13 protein-coding genes and 1 pseudogene are annotated in these 15,002 nt (G+C 58.1%); 7 read left to right on the top strand and 7 right to left on the bottom strand.

Annotated features, from left to right (window positions below):
* Nucleotides 1-227: 227 nt before the first annotated feature.
* Nucleotides 228-740, top strand: a complete 513-nt coding sequence (locus RL_RS39680) for a hypothetical protein (RefSeq protein ID WP_011651720.1) — start codon at nt 228-230, stop codon at nt 738-740.
* A 10-nt stretch (nt 741-750) separates the two neighbouring features.
* The gene (locus tag RL_RS39675; protein ID WP_129557786.1) at nt 751-969 is read left to right on the top strand and encodes a hypothetical protein; all 219 of its coding nucleotides are present in this window, start codon (nt 751-753) and stop codon (nt 967-969) included.
* Nucleotides 970-1,067: 98 nt separating this feature from the next.
* Here the strand turns inward: RL_RS39675 and RL_RS11000 are convergent, their stop codons facing one another.
* The 3 genes from RL_RS11000 to RL_RS10990 are packed head-to-tail and all read right to left on the bottom strand — an operon-like array spanning nt 1,068 to nt 6,515.
* Nucleotides 1,068-4,328, bottom strand: a complete 3,261-nt coding sequence (locus RL_RS11000; RefSeq protein ID WP_011651719.1) for an error-prone DNA polymerase — start codon at nt 4,326-4,328, stop codon at nt 1,068-1,070.
* A complete protein-coding gene (locus RL_RS10995) occupies nt 4,325-5,839 on the bottom strand; it encodes a Y-family DNA polymerase (protein WP_041936296.1) in 1,515 nt (504 codons plus the stop codon). The genes RL_RS11000 and RL_RS10995 overlap by 4 nt, the downstream gene beginning before the upstream one ends.
* Nucleotides 5,760-6,515: an ImuA family protein gene (locus tag RL_RS10990; protein WP_041936556.1), complete on the bottom strand. Its 756-nt coding sequence runs from the start codon at nt 6,513-6,515 to the stop codon at nt 5,760-5,762. The genes RL_RS10995 and RL_RS10990 overlap by 80 nt, the downstream gene beginning before the upstream one ends.
* Nucleotides 6,516-6,824: 309 nt before the next feature.
* Here RL_RS10990 and RL_RS40515 point away from each other — a divergent pair, with 309 nt between their 5' ends.
* From RL_RS40515 to RL_RS10975, 3 genes and pseudogenes are all read left to right on the top strand, one after another.
* Nucleotides 6,825-6,992 (top strand): hypothetical protein, encoded by a 168-nt coding sequence (locus RL_RS40515; protein ID WP_244432367.1) that lies wholly within the window; start codon nt 6,825-6,827, stop codon nt 6,990-6,992.
* On the top strand, nt 6,989-7,324 hold the full coding sequence (locus RL_RS10980; protein ID WP_011651715.1) for a hypothetical protein: 336 nt from the start codon (nt 6,989-6,991) through the stop codon (nt 7,322-7,324). The genes RL_RS40515 and RL_RS10980 overlap by 4 nt, the downstream gene beginning before the upstream one ends.
* Before the next feature lie 116 nt (nt 7,325-7,440).
* Nucleotides 7,441-7,731: pseudogene (locus RL_RS10975) on the top strand (DNA polymerase IV); the annotation flags it as partial.
* Here the strand turns inward: RL_RS10975 and RL_RS39980 are convergent.
* From RL_RS39980 to RL_RS10960, 4 genes are all read right to left on the bottom strand, one after another.
* The gene (locus RL_RS39980) at nt 7,727-7,867 is read right to left on the bottom strand and encodes a hypothetical protein (RefSeq protein WP_162039350.1); all 141 of its coding nucleotides are present in this window, start codon (nt 7,865-7,867) and stop codon (nt 7,727-7,729) included. The pseudogene RL_RS10975 and the gene RL_RS39980 sit on opposite strands and share 5 nt — an antisense overlap.
* A 132-nt stretch (nt 7,868-7,999) precedes the next feature.
* The gene (locus RL_RS10970; protein WP_041936294.1) at nt 8,000-10,291 is read right to left on the bottom strand and encodes a hypothetical protein; all 2,292 of its coding nucleotides are present in this window, start codon (nt 10,289-10,291) and stop codon (nt 8,000-8,002) included.
* A 65-nt stretch (nt 10,292-10,356) separates the two neighbouring features.
* Nucleotides 10,357-10,650, bottom strand: a complete 294-nt coding sequence (locus tag RL_RS10965; RefSeq protein WP_041936293.1) for a hypothetical protein — start codon at nt 10,648-10,650, stop codon at nt 10,357-10,359.
* Nucleotides 10,651-11,674: 1,024 nt separating this feature from the next.
* A complete protein-coding gene (locus RL_RS10960; protein WP_011651712.1) occupies nt 11,675-12,634 on the bottom strand; it encodes a hypothetical protein in 960 nt (319 codons plus the stop codon).
* Nucleotides 12,635-13,012: 378 nt separating this feature from the next.
* Between RL_RS10960 and RL_RS10955 the strand changes: the two genes are divergently transcribed.
* Together RL_RS10955 and RL_RS10950 are read left to right on the top strand one after the other, a co-directional pair.
* Nucleotides 13,013-14,173 carry a RelA/SpoT domain-containing protein gene (locus tag RL_RS10955; RefSeq protein ID WP_011651711.1) on the top strand — a complete coding sequence of 387 codons (1,161 nt, stop codon included), beginning with the start codon at nt 13,013-13,015 and terminating at the stop codon, nt 14,171-14,173.
* A 165-nt stretch (nt 14,174-14,338) separates the two neighbouring features.
* Nucleotides 14,339-14,893, top strand: coding sequence for a DUF5710 domain-containing protein (locus tag RL_RS10950; RefSeq protein ID WP_011651710.1), 555 nt, complete (start codon nt 14,339-14,341; stop codon nt 14,891-14,893).
* Nucleotides 14,894-15,002 lie beyond the last annotated feature (109 nt).

Below are 15,002 nucleotides of genomic sequence, written 5' to 3'. Positions count from 1 at the left end.
CATTGAAAGCCGCGACATTTTATGATCAGCGCAGGCCCAAATGGCATTATTCGGCCCAAGGCGAACATAGAAAGATACGTGTACTCGGCACAGCGAAAGTAATTTTAGCTTGCATCACAAGAGAAATAGTGCATTAATCTTTAGTTATACACACTGTTTCATGTGCCGTTTCAGCGCGTCAGGCATGTAGTCGACCTACACTGCCTTGCCAGTGCACGAGGGTCGAAATGCGCAATGTTACAGCTCTCACCGCAATGTTGTTATTTGCTGCGGCGCTTGTACCTCAAGCAAGCATGGCACAAGATGCGATTGAGGTTCGCGCAGCCAAGGTATGCGCTGGCATTGGTAGTCTGGTGAGTAAATCTCAAGGTGAGGTGACTGTTGATAACCTTGAACTATCTACCACTGGTAACGGAACCGTTTCCATTAGCCGAGACGGCGTTGACCTCGGAAAGGTAAACCAGGCCGAATATAAGGACTATGTAAGCTGCCTGACCACAGTGATCGGCCTTCTATCTCCTCAGCCTAAGCCTCCTCCGCCAACCGTGACTTATCGCGTATGCTCTGGCGAGTATGAACGTGCATGCAAACCCCACGATGTTTATCTTTATTGCTATGCGGATGTAAAGTCATGGGCCGCAGCACGCTGCGAGAGCAGTATTGTACAGCGCATGAACACGTATGCCGGAAATAAATGTGGGTATTCAATAGACACAGTCGTATGCACTTCACCAAAGTAGGAAACATACCGTGCAAACGAAACTTATATTAATTATTGCCTCCGTTGGAATGGCAATAATAGGAATAATATCAATAAGTATAGTCGGTGCCGTGATATATTCATCTATTACGTATGGAAAGCCGCCAGAAATTCTTAGCAATTGGGGCGGATTGATTATAGGATTTTTTATTGGCTCATTTTTTAATTTTGTTCGCGTGGCTCTAGGAGTTGGTGATCCTAAGGGATAAACAAATCCTAGCCTTTCATCTGATTAGCAATGATCGGTATTGGTGCGATGCTGCCAATCGAAAGCAGTGAGCACCAGGGCGGGACACCGAAGTGCCATCTAATGAAAATTCCGGCTCTTCAGTCTTAGCTGATCGATATGCAAATCAGGAATGAAAATATCCCGAGACTTCATTCCCGTTGACCGCTTGCGTGAATCCGGCCTACCAGGCGTGCCGTGGCTGAATTCATCTCCCTTCCCCGTCGGCAGCCGGAATTCCAGATCGCGATCTGCAAGGCCTGTCAGGCTTCCCGAGAGATCGAACAGCTGCTGTGCAACCAGGTGAACGACATCGCCTTCGCGCTGAATGCGACCGTTGATCGCCATCATCGACGCTCCGAGCGCCACCCGCCTCGACCGCTCGAACAGCTTGGGCCAGATGACGACGTTGGCGACGCCTGACTCGTCTTCAATGGTCATGAAGATCACGCCCTTTGCCGACCCCGGCCGCTGACGCACGAGAACCAGACCAGCCGCCATTAGCCAGCGGCCGTCACGGGCCGACATCGCCTCCGTGCAGGTGACGATCCGGCGTTCCGCGAGTTCTCGACGCAGAAAGCTGACAGGGTGTTCGCGCAACGTCAGGCCGGCATGCCCGTAATCCAGGACCACGTTGTGCCCCTGCGTCATCTGTCGCAGTTCGACCGCTGGCTCCTGCTGCTCGGCAATGGTTTTTGCCTCCCGCTCTGCCGCCGCCGCAAACAGCGGCAAAGGCTCGTCTCGCAATGCTTTGATCGCCCAGAGCGCATCGCGGCGCTCCAGCCCGAGAGATGGATGAAAGGCGTCCGCTTCGGCCAGTTCTACCAGCGATGCAGCAGGAACGCCGGACCGCCGCCACATGTCGTCGACGCTGTCGAACGCTTGATCCGCTCGTGCGGCCACGATACGGGCAGCATCCGCCGTTGCCAGACCTCGCACCATCCGCATTCCAAGCCGCACAGCATGTCGGTCGGTGTCCCCGACTGGTTCCAGCGTGCAATCCCAACGGGACTGGTTGACGCATACCGGGCGAATCTCGACGCCATGCTCGCGGGCATCGCGCACGATTTGGGCCGGAGCATAGAAGCCCATCGGCTGCGAGTTTAGGAGCGCTGCGCAGAAGACATCAGGGAAATGGCATTTGATGTAGCTGCTTGCGTAGGCGATCAGGGCGAAACTCGCGGCGTGACTCTCGGGAAAGCCATAAGAACCGAAGCCTTCGAGTTGGCTGAAAGTCTTCTCCGCGAACTCCGACGTATAGCCATTGCGGACCATCCCGTTCACAAGCTTGTCCTTGAAGCGGCTCACGCCTCCGGTGAACTTGAAGGTCGCCATGCTCTTTCTGAGCTGATCCGCCTCCCCGCCCGTGAAGCCGGCGCAGACCATGGCCACCTTCATGGCCGACTCCTGAAACAGCGGCACGCCAAGCGTCTTGTGCAGGACCGCCTCCAGTTCGGGTGTTGGGTATTCGACCTTCTCCTTGCCCTCCCGGCGACGGAGATAGGGGTGCACCATGTCGCCCTGGATCGGACCCGGCCGGACGATAGCCACCTGGATGACAAGGTCGTAGAAGGTCCGAGGCTTTAGACGCGGCAGCATCGACATCTGCGCTCGGCTCTCGATCTGGAATGTGCCGAGCGTGTCGGCCTTCCGGATCATCGCATAGGTCTTGGCCTCCTCTTGCGGGATTGTCGCGAGATCGAGATCGACGTCCTTCTCCTGGTTAAGGAACGCAAAGCTCTTGGCCATGCAGGTCAGCATACCGAGCGCCAACACGTCCACCTTCATGAACTTCAGGGCTTCAACATCGTCTTTGTCCCATTCGATGACCTGGCGATCTACCATCGAGGCCGGTTCGATTGGCACCAGGTCGTCGAGCCGGTCATGGGTAAGTACGAAGCCGCCCGGGTGCTGACCGAGATGGCGTGGGGCTCCCATCAGTTGTTGCGCCAGTTGAAGCGTCAATGCGAGACGGCGGTCGTCAGGATTGAGATTGAGTTCCCTGACCTGCTTCTCTCCCACTTCCTCGGTCCACGCCCAGACCCCGGACGACAATGCCTTGATCAAGTCCTCCGGAAGGCCGAGCGCCTTGCCGACATCACGTATCGCCCCTTTTGTGCGATAGCGCGTCACGGTCGCGCAGAGTGCGGCCTTGTTGCGGCCATAGGTCTCGTAAATCCATTGGATGACCTCCTCGCGGCGTTCGTGCTCGAAGTCAACGTCGATGTCCGGAGGTTCGTCGCGTTCCTGGCTGACGAAACGCTCGAAGAGCAGATCGTTGGTTTCCGGGTCTATGGACGTGACGCCAAGGACAAAGCAGACGGCGGAGTTGGCGGCCGAACCGCGCCCCTGGCAGAGGATTCCTTGGGACCGGGCAAAGCGGACGATCGAAAAAACCGTCAAAAAATAGGGGGCATAACGCATGATCTCGATGAGCGCGAGTTCATGGCGGATCGTTTTCTCGACGTGGGCCGGCAGACCATCCGGATACCGATTTGGCACACATTCCCAAACATACTGCTCAAGCGATGCTTGAGCCGTTTTGCCGGGTACAACGATCTCTTCGGGATACTGGTAGGTCAGTTCCTCGAGACTGAAGCGGCAGCGGTCGACGATCTCCATCGTCCGTGTGAGCGCTTCCGGAAAGCGCGAGAAAAGCCGCTCCATCTCCGTCGCCGGCTTGAGATAACGGTCGGCATGACGCTCACGCTCGAAACCGACATCGTCGATTGTAGTCCGATTTCGGACGCAGGTGACGACATCCTGGAGCTGGCGGCGGGACGGATCATGGAACAGGACATCATTGGTCACGACGGTCTTCACTTTGTGCCGGACCGCCAAGTTGGACATCTCGTGCAGTCGCATCTGATCGTTTGGCCGGCGGCGCAGGCAGAGCGAGAGGTAAGCCAGGTCGCCAAAGACCTCGGCCATCTTCCGAAGCTGGATCGCGCAGGTCTCATCCGGCAGGTCCGGCAACAGGATTCCGATCAGTCCCTCAGAATAAAGTGCAACGTCGTCGAGATGCAGGATGCAGTTCGCTTTCCCGCCCCTGCTCTTCCCAAGCGTCAGCAGCCGAGTAAGCCGAGAGTATGCCGCGCGGTCGGTCGGATAGACCAGGATAGACATGCCGTCCTGAAGATCGAGACGGCAGCCGACGACCAGCCGCAAGCCAGTCGCGCGCGATGCCTCCAACGCCCGCACGATGCCGGCCAGCGAATTGCGGTCGACAATGCCGAGTGCCTCGATGCCCAGCCGCTTTGCCGTCGCGAACAATTCTTCCGCCGAGGATGCCCCGCGCAGGAAACTGAAATGCGTCGTGACCTGGAGCTCGGCGTACCTCATGCGAAGGTCCCGTGGATGAACCAGCGATGAGAACCGGTCTCCGGATCGACGCCGTCGCCGGATCGGTAAATCCAGTAGCGTTCGCCGGTTTCGTCCTCGACCGTGAAATAGTCACGAACGGCGGCCCATTCGGATGTTCGTTGCCACCATTCTCCGAAAATGCGCTCAGGCCCGTCGGCACGTTTCACCCGCCGCCGTTTTCCGCGCCAGGTAAACCAAACCGGCGGATGGTCAGGCAGTAGAGCCATCACGTCGATCAGCTCCGGGTGATCCATCAATCGCACCGGGCGCGGCCAGATCATCGGCCAGCTCTGTCCGTTCTCGTCGGCAACTGGCGAAATCCGCTGGACAGAGCGTTCGGGCACGTCGCTGGCGACAGGGGCCAGGCGGTAGATGCGTTGCGTACCGCGGTTCCCAAGGATATCGATTAGCGACGTGACGTCGACCTCGGCGGCATCGACCAGTCCGGAGACGGTCTGCTTCTCGTCCAGCGGCTCGACCATGATGGCTACGAGGCTGAGCTTTTCGATGCCGAAGCCGGGGTCAATACGTTCGATGCGGTCATGCAGGAGCTTCGTCAACCAGGGAATGTCCCGAACAGGTTTGGCTGTCCCCGCCCGCAACGCCTGAACGGTATTGTCGACGCGATGGACGATCAGGTCGGCGCGACGAACTCCGAGACCCTTTTCTTGCAAGGCGTGGCAGAGCCTGCGGACGAGTTGCGCGACATACTTGGCGATGGTTTCCGGTGCTCCGATGGGTTCCGCGAAGGAACGATGGACTTCGACGAATTCGGGCGAGCGGATCGAATCGATGGGTTCGGCCACTCTTCCGAACATCTGGTCGAGCTTGCGGGCGATTTCCGGTCCAAAACGTAGCGTCAGCGGTGCCCTCGGGGTTGCTGCCAGTTCGCCGACGGTTCGAAAACCGAGGGTGCGCAGGCTCTTCACGATCTCCCCATCGAGACGAAGCGAGGAGATCGGCAGCCGGGCCACGGTATCCGTCGTCTGCCCTGGCGGGACGATGCGCGTTTCGCCGGCGGCCGACCGCGCCAACGCATGGGCCGCTCCCCAGGTGTCGGCCACAACCGCACGGACCGGAAGTCCTTTGGCGCGGAAGCTGTTGACCAGGCGCGAAAGCATCGGTTCCTCGCCGCCCTGCAGGTGATCGGCTCCTTCGGTGTCCATGACGATCCCGTCCGGGGGGTCCATTGCCACGATGGGCGAATATTGGGTGAGCATCCACAAGGTCAGCCGTTCAAGCGCCGCGAGATCGGCAGCCGGATCGGCGTCGACCATATGCAACCCCTGGACAAGCGCCTGGGCCTTGGCCGCGGGCATGCCCGGATGCAGCCCGAGCCGAGCGGCATTGGCGTCGACCGCGAAGAGCCACCGTTTCGATCCGCTCCTGGCGACAATGACAAGCGGCGCTTCAACCGGAATAGATGGATCGGCGCGTCTGACCCGATCCGTCGGCAGCGTCGGAAGAAATACTGATACGACCCTGGCCATCACATGCACCTACTACGAAATCCGCGCTCTCTCCTGCCTTGACCCTGATCAGCTCCGCCAGCCACCGCGCCCGGCCGATCCCGGGAACCGGCAACGGTTCCGAGGGCAGGACCGATATGCGCCAGCGCGAGGCGGCCGCGGTCGGGTGTCCGAAATCCCCTGCCTCGGTCGGCCTTCGCCATCGTCGGACGATCAAGCCAATGGTGCCGGAGCTTTCGGCGGCAAGCTGCAGGCGTCGCGAGGCGACCATGGGTAACCGCACCAACTCGGCGACGACGGCCCCAAGCCCGCCGAACCGCAAGGCCTCCTCGAAACTTTCGAGCACATACTCTTCACGGACCGCCTCGACGTAGATGACACGATCCGGATGGAGTCCGACTTGGGCCAGTGCGGGCGCGAAAAGGTCGGGCCGCGCCAGACACCAGACGACCTTGCCCTTTGTCCGCGCCGCCACTCCCGCGGCAAACAGGGCAGCGGCCGCTCCGTCGATGGCCCCTGCCCCACCTCCGGCGAATTCATGGACCGCACCGTAGGCGAGCCCGCCACTCGGAAGCCGCTCATCGATCTCTCGCACCCCAAACGGAAGAACAGCTTTCGGACGGACTACAGGTCCTTCGAGATGCTGGATGCGATCTCGGAGTTCGGAGATGATCGGGTTCGCGCTGATCTGCGCCATGTAGGGCTTCATCAAAATTGGTTTCCATTACCCGCGAAAGCGAGTATGTTCCCTATTTGTTCCCAATCCAAATGTGAGTCAACGCGCATATATCGGGCGGGCATTTCGGAGATCGGTCATCCACACCGCTGCTGGATCGGAAGATCGAACGAATTCAAATCGGTAAGTGCCTACCGTCCACAGGCTTAGAAAATGTCATCGATAAGAAAAAATACCTATGGCGAACCGACGACGCTCCGAGACTATCGCGGGAGTGTCATTACGGTCGAGTGCAGGGCATATGATCGGAATGCAAAGCTGGATCGAAAGATGTTGGTCAAGCAATACGGTGCGAGTTTCACCTTCCTTCAGCTTCGCCGGCGACTGACCCTCGGCTGCTCCCGGATGAATACTGACGATGGCATCGACCGCTGCCAGACCCGCTTTCCCTGCCTGCTCGCCGCCGGTCTTTCATTTAACAAGGAGGATATCCCATGACGGAAAATGTGGTCTCGTTCGAGGAAAAGCGGTTTGAATTGTTAGCTGGCACGATCTTCGGTAGGTCGGCGGAGGAGCTGAATGCGGCAGCGATCCGTTCGAACATCGAGTTTGCCAGAAACGAGCTGAAGCTCGTTCAGAGCTATATCGATCTCGCCTATGGCGCAGAGATCGCCATTACGATGATTGACGGCAGCGGGCCGCCACTGCAAGCCCTTGCGCATCTTGGCAACGTTCTTTCCAACTACGAGCAGGTGCTGTTCGATCAGATCGCCAGCCTTGAACACCAGCTGGAAATGCTGGACTCTCCGCCTGACGAGGATGAGGATTGAGGCGATCGGGAAGCATGTGCAATCCCCTGCCCTGATGACCAACCAGACCGCGATCCGTTCCTATGTGCCATGACATTACCGAGACGTCGACCGCCGAGCCCCGACCTGTTCGCGCGATGACTGAACTTGAACCTTCGCCACAAGACCGGCCGCGAAAGATCATCCATATTGACATGGATGCCTTCTACGCCTCGGTGGAACAGCGCGACAATCCGGAGCTTCGGGGCAAACCGGTCGCCGTCGGGGGATCGGAGGCGCGTGGCGTCGTTGCCGCCGCGAGCTACGAAGCCCGCAAGTTCGGCGTTCACTCTGCCATGCCATCGGTCACGGCCAGGCGCAAATGTCCCGACCTGATCTTCGTCAGGCCGCGTGTTGACGTCTACAAATCAATCTCGCTGCAGATCAGGGCTTTTCGATCGCCTTTCCGGATTCATCGAGCTTGGTTTCGATGCGCTTCTTCCCCGACTTGAACGAGAGTTTCGAGCTCTCGCGTATCGGTGCCTCCAGACTTTCCTCCTCGGCCCCGGCCCCGGCAGAAGACATGTTGGCGAAACACGTTGATGGTATACTACATTAATCTAAGCGAAACAGACGTTGCCATTCGTCACTGTCGCCGTCGCCGCGAGGCACTACCTCGCATCGTCGTCACGCAACCGCCGTAGGGTTTCGCTTACCTCAGCCCATGTTCGCGAGCTTTGTCTCGGTTTCTTTGACGACTGTCGCGATCACACCGCGCTTGTTCATGGTGGCGATGGAGGTCTTCAGCACCTTAATCGCCTCCTTTTTGTCGCCTGACTTCTCCAGCGCCTCGGCCAGCCGGGCCAGGTCGGCGAAGTAGTCGATGTGGCCCATGGTATCCGCTGCCGCGTCTGGTGTCTTGAGCAGCGTCTCTATCTGCATCTTCGCCGCCTCTGCGACTTTGGCCGCCGTGCCTTTGACTGTCAGCGTCGCATCGGGACCGGCCGCCAGCAGCTTGTAGTTACGGAGCATCGGTGAGGAGACGGCCACCGCCGCGTGGGTCGCGGCCGGGTTGTTAGGGCAGCGCTTCACAACGTCCCGCAGCGTGTCGGTGGCCTTCGCCAGCTCCGGCGCTCCTTCGAAGGCGATGACACGGGCCACGTCCTCAGTGAAGTAGTCCGGTGCCAGCTTGCTCTCCGCGTCCGAGGCGGGCGGCGCGACGTAGATGCGCAGGACGTTTGAGATGACGATCTCCCCGTTCATGTCGACCGCCGCCTGCAACGTATAGAAGCCCGGCTCGTCGATCAGCCACCCGTTGGTCGAGATTCCGATCATGTGCGCGCCATAGATCGACGCGCCCGGTGCGATGGTGTCATGGTGCATCTCGTGGCAACGCGTCACAAACGGGCTCCAACGCTTCGTTAGCCCGCCTTCGCGCCCGACATAGACCGCAATGTGCTTGCCGTCGTCCAGCATGTCGGCCTCCACCTCTTTTGGTCCGCTCGACGCGTTGGTTAGCTTCAGCTCCAGTTTCACCGGCTCCATGAACGCATACTCGTTGACGGCGCGGTTCGGCCGAATCTCCAGCCTCCAGTTGCGTGGGAAATCGAGCGCCGTCGTGTCCTCAAACGCGTGGTTCACGAACCAATCGGAGTTGCCCATCTGTACGAAGCGCCGCGGCGCATGGCGCATGAAGATCAGTTCCTGGTCGCTGAAGCGGAACCGAAAGTCCGAGAAGAAGCTCGCCTGGCCACCTGCAACGTTGAACGGGTAGTTCATAAAGCTGCGAGCCTCCGGCTCGTTGGCGAGCGGAATCCACGGGTTGCCAAGCGCCTTCTGCCAGCTGTGCGCGAGATTGAAAGCGTGGCCCATCTCGTGAATCGCCGTCCAGAACACCATTCGGTTACGCCATGCCGCGGGGTTTGGATCGCCCGCGGGCACGGTCTGGATGAAGCTGTCGGTGAAGATGGCTGTGCCCTGTCGGTGGTTCGGGCCGATGTCGTCGAACATTATCCCGCCGAGCGAGAAGCCCTGGTCGTGTTGGCGCGCGAACAGCACCCACATCGCCCATAGCGGCTTGTCCGCGAAGCGCGACCAGAAGGCCACCATAGCGTTGTGCATCTCGCCGTCGGACCACGTGCTGTTGGACCCTGCCCCTGTGATGGGGACGAGGGACGAGTTGGGTGACATCGTCACCTCGAAGCCCGCGCGCTGATAAACCGTCGCCATCGAGATCGTCTCGTTAGGCAGGTCAGCCGGGCGGTTGGGATGGCTCTGGGTGGCGTGCGTCGTGGTAGGCGCTGCCGCGTCTGCAACGCGGTCCACCTCGAACTCCACCGCATCGAAGTAGATCGACTGGAACGCGAGGCTGTGCGTCGCGACGGTCGTTCCGCCATTGCGTAGCGTCAGCGTGTAGGTGCCGTAGCCGCGGCCTCCAGCCCGCTTGGCCTCGAAGATCAGGTTGTCGCCGGGGATCAGTGCCGCTGGACCGTCCCTATAAGTGATCCGCGCAGCGATGCGGCGCTTGAAATAGCCGATGCAGGCGTCCGACGTCACCTCGGCGATCAGGTGCGAGGTTTGGTTCGGGAACAGGCGGCGCGCCTCGACCGAGATGCGGCGCTGGGGGAAGAACCGGTCGACATCCACACGCACCGTGATGAAAGTGGGCGGAAACAGTGTCGGCGGCTGGGTCGGCGGCACCGGAAAGCCCGGCAGCAGCGGCAGTGGCGCGATCTGTCCCGGCGGCGGCACCAGCACCCGCGCGTAGCGACCGCTCACCGGCCCGCAGATGTTCAGCGGCAGCGGCACCAGCGGTCCCGGGAGCGGTGTTGGCGGCAGCGGCAGGGGGAACGGTCCAGGATTTGGCTGCAGCGGGAACTCGTCTATGGCGGCCATCGCGGCCAGGTCGTCCGGATCGCTGATCATGCCATCGGCGTAGTCGGGATGCTGGTCATCCGGAATCATCACCGCGGGCTCGGGCGTGTCGTCGGGAGTCGGTTTCTTGGCCATGGTGAAGCTCTCCTCCAAAAGTGTGGGCCGGGCCGGTCTGAACGACCGAGGCAAGCAGGCTGCTCCTACAGATATCCGGGCGTGGTCTCGGTGGCCTCGATGCGCAGCGCGCCGTTTTTCAATGTCACTTGGATGAAAGGCCGGCCGGCGACGACTCGGTGCTCGGCGGACAGGCTCAGGTCTGGCAGGCGCACGACCACCGTTTGACCCGGCTTCAGCCGCAGTTTCTCGATATGGGCAAGACCGGTCTGCATGCGGGTGCGGGCCTCGACCCGCGCAATCTCCACACCGTCCACCTCGATCACGACGGTCTCGCCGTCGAAACCTTCCTGAAGGTGCAACTCGAAGTCGATGGCCATCGCGCGATCCACGGCTTGCGTCGGCAGGGCGAGATTAGGGCACGGTCATGACGATTTCCTTCCCCGGGTGTAAAACGGCAAGAAGGACTCCGGGAACAGACGTCGCACGACCATAAAAGGCGCTTCTGCGCCAAATAACGAACTACTCTTAAAGAGAGATACTATGCAGTTTTGCAACCTGTGTCAATGACGATGCTCTCTCTGAAGTGATTTTATTAGGTATGTCTTTGAGTCTACTGAGGATAGACCAAGTGATTATGGAGATGGCAATAAGGCAGAAGAATTTCCAAGTTGACGTTTTTATCGTCTCAGCCCGCCTACACATTGGCGTTCGCCGTTATCCTGGACGCGTACAGCCATTCTACATCAGGACGCTAGTAATTCCAAAACCATGGATTTGGGTTTGGTGGGCTTCACCCTCGCTGGCTGCCGAATAAGACCGAATGATGACCGATCTCTTGTGGTCGTAACTCCCGAAGCAACGCTCCGTGAACGGAAAAATGAGGCTGCAATTTTACATAGAAATCAAGGAAATCAAACAAGATTACGGAACCGACAATCTCGATCTTGTTTTGGCAACTGGATATATAGCCCGCCTGTTTAGCAACGCTCGGATTGTCGGCATCTCGTCCGATTCTATCTAGATGTTTTGTCGGAATTTTAGAAAATTACTGATATGCGCAAGGCTGCTTGACGAACAAATGGAATGATCTGAAATTCGATATTTCAACATAGGAACAAAGCCCACGGAACGGGCTCGGGGAGTCTTCAGTCCAGGTTTCTGGTGACGTGTACCGGTTGTCCTAAATTGCAGAATTATGTAGCAAATGCCACCAGACTTGCGCCTCTGAACTCGTAGGCTCTTCCGCTAGGCACGATACAGGTCAGCGTCCGTTCGCGGCCGCAACCCGAAGGTTAGGCTGATAGAAGCGTTCAAGCGTCAATCAGCTCGGCCTAACATTGTGATACATTAAATCGCAGCAGGAGGGCGTGATCGGTTGGCTCGGGGATGCAAAGCTCAAAGTCATAGATGCGGCGGCCTGCCAAGCGGGCTTTTCTCATTTGCCTCCTTCTGCTGGTTTGCGATTGTCGCGGTTGAAAGCGGTGCCATCGGCACTAGGCCGGCCTGATTTCCAAATCCCTTGAGTACGGTCGTGCCGAGATAATCGCCGACCAGGCGCTCCGAAAAGCCAGCAAAAAACGCAACGATAAATGCAAAGTGCACCATCTCTGGTCCCTTTGCGGCGATATCAAATTTGTTCTCGCCGAGCGCAAACGATATGAGTTTGCTCTTAAACAGGGCAAACAACACAACAGCCGAGATCGCGCCAATTACAATTCTAAGGGTGGCATCAACAATATTATCTCGAGTTCTGAGATCGGTATGGATCGTGCGGCTCCGGATTCCAATTGCAATTGAAAACAGTGCGCCAAGACAGCCGATACCAGTCGCCAGCCACAAACTGTCTTCCGCCGTGAGTACGCCGAAGGCCGTGCTGTCATCGACACTTTCCCCACTGCTCAGCAAGGCAAAGATGGAGAAGATGAGGATGGAGCAAATCGTCGCATAGATGATGTAACTCGAGCGCCCAATCGACGTGCGCTCTTCAACAAGATCGACCTTCACAGCCCTAAGCAACGCCTCAGCAGACATTTGGTCGCCTTGCAGAGCGACCACCATTGCGTCGGCAGTGCGACGGTCATACCGTTTCGCCTTAGATGTATGGGTCCACGGCCAAGGCAATTGGCTTTTGCGCCAGCCGTCAATGATACCGTTTATTTCTCCCCGCAGGGGCGCAAGATGGGCTAGGGCCAGACGTTGTTCGCTGCCAAGTCCCGCATCATCGGCAAATTGAACCATGACACGCTCGGGATTGCAGTAAACGGCGTAAACGTTGCTGACTTTGCTATAGACGGCTGTTATCGGCAATCCAGTGTAGTCTTTCTCACCGACGACGATACTCGCAACGGTTTCTCCGCTCATGTGGAATCCCCCAAACCTTGTCTCCATTAGAATATACTAAACTACCAATGGTTGATGCAAGTATTTCCACTTCGACTGAATTAAACAGCAGCTGTTGATATCGGGATTCCTGCCACGCCTTGCCCAACAGCCTGAATCTTGGGATTTCCGTCTGCCGAATTGGCGTTTTGTGTACCAATGTGATGCCAGAGCTGTTTTGGCTCGCCCGACCTCCGAGACGATGGAAGAGCTCGCCGAGCGGCATCCGGAAAACGGTCACGCGGTTGATGGGAGTAGCTTAGTTTGCGCGTGTCGATCTGTGCATTGCGCTCTTTGGTTGATGATTGCTCCATTGCGAAATGCTAAAATGTCCGAGTGGACACTTGGACCCGATTCGTGATGCCGATTTATCCCGAACTTCAATTCAGCATACAGGAAGTACGAGCGGCCGGGAAAAGGCTGAAAGACGAACTGAGCCTATATTCCGATGTTGACTGGCGGGATGCGCATCATGTTTTTGCCGTCGCGAATTCGTGGCGCGACAGCCATTTCTTCCCTATGCGCTCCGTCTATCTCTCTGCCGCATATCGCATGCGCAAAATTGGCATCAAGGGTGATATGGCCGCTCGACCGAAGCGCATGCCCAGCATTCGACGGAAGCTCCGCGAGTCCGACATTCACCTCGACCGCATGCAGGATATCGGAGGCTGTCGCGCCATCCTCGATGATATCAAGGGTGTTCGATCCTTGCTTGCTGAGATCAATGAAGGATTTCCTCATCATGACCGGCGGCAATGGCCTTATATCGATGCGCCGAAAGACGACGGGTATCGTAGCCATCATATCTCTTTCGAGTTTTGCCCTCGGAAGAAGGAACAATCGGTCTTTGCCGGTCGCCGGGTAGAGTTCCAAATTCGCACACGCCTCCAACACTCATGGGCGACCGCAGTCGAAGCGGTAAGCCTGTTCAACGGCGAGGATTTGAAACATCATCACGGCAATGCCGACTGGCTCCGTCTCTTCAAGCTTATGTCGGGGGAGTTCGCCTATGTCGAGGGTTGCCCGGCTGCGCCCGGCGTGCCCGACCGGTCGCTTCGAATTGCCGAAATCAAAGCTTTAGAAACGAAGCTGGACGCGATTTCCACTTTGGAGAATATTCGCACAGCGACCACCTATGCCGAGACATACCTCTACGGTGATGGGAAGTTCTTCTTAATCGTTTACAACAACGATGACCACACCGTCACAGTCCAGCGATACTCGGAAATATTGCAGCTTCAGGCTCGCCTCGCAATCATCGAACGGCAGATCGAGGATGGCCTCACACGTTCGAAAGTCGTGACCGTCGAAGTCTCACGCGTTAACAACCTCGTGCGAACATACCCGAATTATTTCGGCGACGTGGGTGTCTTCTTGAACAACCTGAGAAGGATTGTTCAAGGTCAGGATGCTCTGGAATTCACTCTGATTCAGCAAGAGCGCGTGAAAATTCCGAAACCGCAGCCCCAAGGGGATGTGCGCAATCTGAACCGGCACTATACACGCTGGTATCCAAGCTGAAACTCCTGAGACGATAGCGGCGGCTCGAAGCGCGCCACCGCAGCACCGCCTTTGTGGCACAGGTGAAAGTAAGCGAACTTGTTTGAATTCGAGCTCACCTGGGTGCACCCAGGCGCGGGCCGGACCTTCAAATGCAGCTGGATTTGAAAAAAGAAGGTTTAAGGCATGCACGAGGATGATTGGAGGGACATCGATGGCCAGAATGTCTTTGAAATGCTCGTTGCCAACGGTGGGCCGGGGTTCTGGATACGCCGGACCACCTGGGGCGGGACCCTGGCACGCATCATCCGCGCTGGTATGTTTACCAAACATGCTCCTTACTTCGGCAATCCATCGGTCCTTATGGATGTGTACGGCCTTGAGGGCGGTCTGAAGGAAGGCCTTGCGATGGTCCCGGTCCCCGGTACCTACAAGACCTGGCGAAGAATTGAAGCACCGCCATGGGCGGAGCAGGCTAAGTTGCGACCGCGCGACGATCCCGCAATCGACGTAGCCTTGGCGGCCCTCGACCGAAGACGTGGCAAGGGAGGCCGCAAAACGCCGCACATGGAATCTGCTCCGGATACGATACGAGTCCCCCTTTCGGTCCCATACGCGCGTAAGGACCAAGCTAAGGGCATCGGGGCGCGCTGGTCTCTGACCGACAAGAGTTGGTGGTTGCCGGCGGACGACAGCTCCGCACTCTCCAAGGCGCGGGCACTCGGCTTTCTTGACGTTTAAGCGTGGGAGAGCGGGCGGGCGGACAAGTCGCGCTAATGATCGGACCACCCGAATTTGACCAAAAGGAGCTTCTTCACCCGTTTCCCCTGTCGAATCATGAGCGTTCGAG

The sequence above is a fragment of the Rhizobium johnstonii 3841 genome (assembly GCF_000009265.1).
GTDB classification, from domain to species: Bacteria; Pseudomonadota; Alphaproteobacteria; order Rhizobiales; family Rhizobiaceae; genus Rhizobium; species Rhizobium acaciae.
The sequence above is the reverse complement of the archived record's forward strand: the minus strand, read 5'-3'. Positions and strand labels throughout refer to the sequence as shown.

Coding starts and splice junctions, on each gene's coding strand:
- RL_RS39680 (WP_011651720.1), top strand. CDS start 228: ATGCGCAATGTTACAGCTCTCACCGCAATGTTGTTATTTGCTGCGGCG.
- RL_RS11000 (WP_011651719.1), bottom strand. CDS start 4,328: ATGAGGTACGCCGAGCTCCAGGTCACGACGCATTTCAGTTTCCTGCGC.
- RL_RS10995 (WP_041936296.1), bottom strand. CDS start 5,839: ATGGCCAGGGTCGTATCAGTATTTCTTCCGACGCTGCCGACGGATCGG.
- RL_RS10990 (WP_041936556.1), bottom strand. CDS start 6,515: ATGGCGCAGATCAGCGCGAACCCGATCATCTCCGAACTCCGAGATCGC.
- RL_RS40515 (WP_244432367.1), top strand. CDS start 6,825: ATGTTGGTCAAGCAATACGGTGCGAGTTTCACCTTCCTTCAGCTTCGC.
- RL_RS10980 (WP_011651715.1), top strand. CDS start 6,989: ATGACGGAAAATGTGGTCTCGTTCGAGGAAAAGCGGTTTGAATTGTTA.
- RL_RS39980 (WP_162039350.1), bottom strand. CDS start 7,867: ATGTCTTCTGCCGGGGCCGGGGCCGAGGAGGAAAGTCTGGAGGCACCG.
- RL_RS10970 (WP_041936294.1), bottom strand. CDS start 10,291: ATGGCCAAGAAACCGACTCCCGACGACACGCCCGAGCCCGCGGTGATG.
- RL_RS10965 (WP_041936293.1), bottom strand. CDS start 10,650: ATGGCCATCGACTTCGAGTTGCACCTTCAGGAAGGTTTCGACGGCGAG.
- RL_RS10960 (WP_011651712.1), bottom strand. CDS start 12,634: ATGAGCGGAGAAACCGTTGCGAGTATCGTCGTCGGTGAGAAAGACTAC.
- RL_RS10955 (WP_011651711.1), top strand. CDS start 13,013: ATGCCGATTTATCCCGAACTTCAATTCAGCATACAGGAAGTACGAGCG.
- RL_RS10950 (WP_011651710.1), top strand. CDS start 14,339: ATGCACGAGGATGATTGGAGGGACATCGATGGCCAGAATGTCTTTGAA.